The organism is Acetobacter papayae JCM 25143, from assembly GCF_000613285.1.
Taxonomy (GTDB): domain Bacteria; phylum Pseudomonadota; class Alphaproteobacteria; order Acetobacterales; family Acetobacteraceae; genus Acetobacter; species Acetobacter papayae.
Genome location: NZ_BAIN01000111.1, coordinates 1 through 4,906, shown reverse-complemented (window position 1 = coordinate 4,906; position 4,906 = coordinate 1). Strand labels below are relative to the sequence as shown.

Sequence of the window (4,906 nt, the reverse complement as noted above, 5' to 3'; positions counted from 1 at the left end):
CGTAGCAGGATAAATCCGCAAAGGCTCTCCCTGATTTTCGTCGTATCCTTAAGAAACGAGGGTGGGCTCTCATATCTGAAGCACACCGCAGACCAGCGCGCGCCATCAAGTTGCTCGCGCGTATGCTTGAACTCGTTGTTCGCCGTAACGCCGTGACTAGCGCGCAGCGTAACAAACAAATCTTGCACGGTCTTGTCTGACAAATTCTTTCGTATCGAATAGAAATTGGCTGATGTCGCGACGGACAGGTTATTTATCATCTCAATATCTCTACCCACAACACACATCGTGCGCAGCAATACCCATGGAGTCGAGGCCTGTAATGCGCTTGTACAAAGCTGAAACGATCGGTTGACGCTCGTATCACGTAGGTCCTCGTCGAGTTCCACCTGCGGCTTGCAGTCGATTTACAGCCATAGTCTTTCCTCAAAACGGACCGTCTGTCGATGGTCCCGTTCGGGCCAAAAGCTGGATAATTCTCTAATGGCAGGTTTAGGAGCGCAGGGAAATCAAACTGAACGACTACGATGAGGCGAAAGCTGACTGCCTATTTACCAACTTTTTCGCGCTTCTCTCTTCCCAGAATGTTTAACCAACGATACAAGGAAGTAGATCAACCAGAAGACAGAACGTCACATTCTTTGTGCTGTTTCAAGGAGTTGGAAACGTGTCACTGCGGGCAGGCTCGGGTTCGAGTCCCGCAGTTCGCACCACAAGCTGTTGAAAAACAGAGGTATTTTGTCCGAGAGGAAATTTTCCCATAATGGGAAAACTTCATGCTCCGCGCCATCCCGTCCCGCCGCACCGGACAGCCCCGTTATCACTTCCGCCGCATCGTCCCGGCAATGCTCCGCCCCCTGCTGGGCAAGACCGAGATTTCCCTCGTCCTTCATACCTCTGATAAACTGGTCGCCCGTGAACGTGCAGCCGCCCTGTATGCCAGGACGGGACAGCTTTTCAGAGCAGGCAAGATGCAAAACCCCTCCAGAGAAGACCTTCTCGTCCTCTACAGCGAATTGATTGAAAACTACGAAATCGCTCTGAAAGCTCAGGAGGAGAGTGCAAAAAAAGTGCTGGAAGCCGAACGGGCCCAGCATCTCATTGAAAAAGCCGATCTGGTCTCACGGCAGTCGACCTTCCTCAACAAGGTCCAGCCCCACATGGACAGCCTTCTTCAGGCACTGGGGCAACTGAAGCACACGCTCGACAGACGGGATGTCTGGAACGTCGCTGAAAAACAGGGGCTGTAGAACCAGATCACCACCCTCAGCACCCTGATCCAGACCAGTCTGCATAGAGGTTCAGAGAACCCGGAAGAACAAACACCCTCCCCCAAACAGCCACGCAACATGAAACTATCAGCGGCGGCTGAGAAATTTGTCTTCTCGGTTTCCTCCAAAAGTGCCGGGACCATCAAAGGAACGGGCAAGACCGTAGCCCTCTTCACCGAAGCCTTCGGGGATATGCCAGTTCATCAGGTGACCGGGGAGGTCGTGGGAGAGTTTTACGACCTGCTGTCTGGCCTCCCTGCAACACATGGCAAAGGCAAGACCACTCTTCCCCTTCGGGACGCGGTCCGAGAGGCCGAAGAACACGAGGTAGAAACCGTATCGGGCAAAACCGTCAAGAACCACTTCTCGCGCATGTCCGCGATCTGTAGTGAACTGGTCCGGCGTGACCACGCCCCCAAAAATCCATGGGCCAACTGGTCTTTCGATCTGACGCAGAAAACCAACCGCCGGGCCTGGTCGGAAGAGGAACTGAGAACACTCCTGAACTCGAAATGGCTGGGCCGGGTTTTCCCCGAACGCACCTATCCGGGCATTGTGCGCATTGCCTCTATACCGGCATGCGTCTGGGTGAGATCTGCAATCTGAGAAATGAGGATATCGAAATCCGTAACGGTATTCACTGTTTCCATATCCGGCCCCATACAGTCGAGATCGACGGCAAAACCCGGGAATGGTCTCCCAAGACAACAGCCGGCACCCGTATCGTTCCCATCCACAGCACATTGCTGGAAAAAGGGATCTTTGAGGAATTCAGAAATTCCGGCCCCTATTTCTTCAGCGAACTGCCCATCTCCAGTGCTGGAGTTCGAGGCGCCAACTTCGAAATGGTCTTTTCCAAACATAAACGGCGTCTGAACCTGCCAGCGGACGTCACCTTTCACTCCTTCCGCCATCTGGTTTCGACAGTGCTCAGAAATCAGGACAGTCACATCCGGGAACTCTGGATTGATGATCTGCTGGGTCATGAAGCCACCCACAAAAGTCAGGGCACAACCCAATACACGTCAGCTATTGATCTGCAGAACCTCAAGCGGGTTGTGGAGGCCATTACCTATCCCGACGACATCGCAAACTGGTGAATTCCTAAGATGCCTGACGCGGTTTCATGACCCTGAATGAGGGACAAAAGGGATCGGCACCATGCGACCAATGGTCGCATCACAGCGACCGATGGTCGCATGGCCAGCCCTCCCCGAGCGAGACCAATTGCCGCACAGCCACCCTCCGAATGCGACCAATGGTCGCATCACAGCGACCGATGGTCGCACGGCCAGCCCTCTCCGAGCGAGACCAATTGCCGCACAACCACCTTCCGCATGCGACCAATGGTCGCCTGAGATAGTCCTCACACGTCCTGCAAACAGACACGACATTGCCCGGCCGGGCAGTTCTTTGCAGAGAGTTTATGGTGTAAAATCAGTGAATTAATTCAAGGCCCAGCACCGTGAGGTCGGTACATTCTGATCTGTCTGTGGGGTAGGCGCTGCTAACACACACAACACAGTCTGCTTCCGCTCAACCAATGTCAGAAGAATGCCCGCCCCCGCATGCTCCGTTGTACTGATGACCGAGAAGCCCTTGTTCAATAACTCGGTCAAAGACACAGGAAGTGGTTTCAGTGTCGTGGGAACAGCCAGAGGACTATAGGGTGATTTCATACCCGACTGGGGCAGCCAGTCTCCCGATGACTGGGCAAAGCCACAAACCGGCCCTAAAAGGCCGAGAGCTGTCATAAACATAAAACCGGCTTTCCGCATGAGACTCTCTCCTTGTGATGCTGTCACGACCTGTAGCGGATCGCCTGCTGTTTATCATGACGGGCTTCAATGGAGAGCTTCAGTGAAACACGGCCCGCTGGAAGATCAGGCGCGCACTCTTCAAGCCACTGGCGCTTACCGGGTTTTACGCCGTATCGCACCCCTTCCGCTTGAGACACAGATGCCCCGCGATCAGACCCGCGTAGGCATCTTTCTGGATCTGGAAACCACCGGCCTCGACCCCATCCGTGATGAGATCATTGAATTCGGGTTGGTGCCCTTCGTCTATACTCTGGACGGGCGCATCCTCGGCACCTTACCGGTCTTCAGTCGTCTGAGAGAGCCGTCTCAACCCATTCCTCCAGAGATTACCGCCCTCACCGGCATCACACAGGAGATGGTTGCAGGTAAAACCATAACCCCTGAAGAGATCGCCCGGTTCGTCGCACCGGCCGCCCTCATCGTGGCCCATAACGCCCGCTTTGACAGGCCGTTTGCCGAACGTTTCTGGGAGGGATTTTCGACACGGCCCTGGGCCTGTTCCATGGAGGATGTACCTGGCAGGCTGAAGGCTTTGACGGGCGCAGCCTTGGCTATCTGGTCATGCAGGCCGGGTGGTTTTTTAACGGACACAGAGCCGCCGATGATTGTCTGGCCGGCGTCACCCTGCTCAGCACTTGCCTGCCCAAAACACAGACCCCGGCCCTCTCCGCCTTACTTCAGGAAGCACGGCAACCCCGCTGGCAGATCTGGGCAGAGAATGCACCCTTTGACCTCAAAGATAAACTCAAGGCCCGTGGCTATCGATGGAACGATGGGACAGATGGACGCCCCAAAGCATGGCTTATAGAAGTGCCACAGGTGCAAAAGGAAGAGGAACTACATTTCCTGAAGACCGAAATCTACCTTCATGAGGTCTCCCCGCTGACCCGTGAAGTCACCGCATGGGATCGTTTTTCCATCCGTGCCTGAAGCAGGCTTTCTATCATCCTGCCCCTACGACAATATCAGGTCAGATCTCTATCCGACCCGATACCAACCATTCCTTTCCGCTTTAAACCGTCGGTCTGCTAAATGAATTTGAAACGGACCGGCGGAAATCGCCTACATCCCGGACGTAGGGTCCGGCAGTCAGATTTTCCTAAAGCGGACAGTCCGTGATTTGCCGTGAAATGATGTTGTTTCCTTTCACATGAGCGCATTCTCCGCTCGGCTGCATACAAGCAGCCGTTCTGGAGAACGTGTCATGGAACAAGACATACGCTTCCCATCACCAACACTGAAAACGCAAACGCAAACGCCGTGGAATGCTGGCAAAATGGTCGGGGCCAAACGGGCGCTGAAAGAAAAACACGTCTGGGCAACCGCTTCTGGCTGGCCCATGAGGCAGGATCCGTGATCGTGCACTGTTCGATCTTGCCCTCGACAGCAAGCTTCGAGGTTGCGATCTCGTGACACTACACATCGGAGATGTCGTTACCAGCGGTCAGATCCGTAGCCGTGCGATGATTGTGCAACAAAAAACCAGGCGTCCGGTGCAATTCGAAATCACGGAGACGACGCGTGAGAGCGTCCGCACCTGGCTGGAGCATCGTGGTGGCTCACTCCAGGACTTTGTCTTTCCCAGTCGCCTGAGTGCAAAGGAATCTGGGCACCCGGCAATATGCCCGCCTGCTGGACGAGTGGGTGGAGGCGGTTGGTCTCATACCGGGCGAATACGGCACGCATTCGATGCGCCGGACAAAAGTCGCGATGATCTATAAGCGCACCGGTAATCTGCGTGCAGTACAAATCCTGCTGGGTCATGCCAAGCTGGACAGCACGGTCCGATATCTGGGTGTCGATGTTGAAGATGCA

Annotated in this window: 6 protein-coding genes and 1 pseudogene; 6 read left to right on the top strand and 1 reads right to left on the bottom strand. The window is 54.7% G+C overall.

The features are described 5' to 3' along the window. A partial coding sequence (locus JCM25143_RS24485) for a hypothetical protein (protein WP_234395339.1) occupies positions 1–389 on the bottom strand: 389 nt, incomplete at its 3' end. A 387-nt stretch (positions 390–776) separates the two neighbouring features. Between JCM25143_RS24485 and JCM25143_RS22910 the strand changes: the two genes are divergently transcribed. The 6 genes and pseudogenes from JCM25143_RS22910 to JCM25143_RS24480 all read left to right on the top strand — a co-directional run. Then, on the top strand, positions 777–1,250 hold the full coding sequence (locus JCM25143_RS22910) for a DUF6538 domain-containing protein (protein ID WP_025861739.1): 474 nt from the start codon (positions 777–779) through the stop codon (positions 1,248–1,250). A 99-nt stretch (positions 1,251–1,349) separates the two neighbouring features. Further along, positions 1,350–1,877, top strand: coding sequence for a hypothetical protein (locus JCM25143_RS22905; protein WP_025861738.1), 528 nt, complete (start codon positions 1,350–1,352; stop codon positions 1,875–1,877). Further along, on the top strand, positions 1,850–2,371 hold the full coding sequence (locus tag JCM25143_RS22900; protein WP_025861737.1) for a tyrosine-type recombinase/integrase: 522 nt from the start codon (positions 1,850–1,852) through the stop codon (positions 2,369–2,371). The genes JCM25143_RS22905 and JCM25143_RS22900 overlap by 28 nt, the downstream gene beginning before the upstream one ends. A gap of 760 nt (positions 2,372–3,131) precedes the next feature. Next, a complete protein-coding gene (locus JCM25143_RS20125; protein WP_456303614.1) occupies positions 3,132–3,899 on the top strand; it encodes an exonuclease domain-containing protein in 768 nt (255 codons plus the stop codon). A 601-nt stretch (positions 3,900–4,500) separates the two neighbouring features. Continuing rightward, positions 4,501–4,620: pseudogene (locus tag JCM25143_RS25330) on the top strand (integrase); the annotation flags it as partial. Between the two features lie 64 nt (positions 4,621–4,684). Then, a partial coding sequence (locus JCM25143_RS24480; protein ID WP_234395337.1) for a tyrosine-type recombinase/integrase occupies positions 4,685–4,906 on the top strand: 222 nt, incomplete at its 3' end.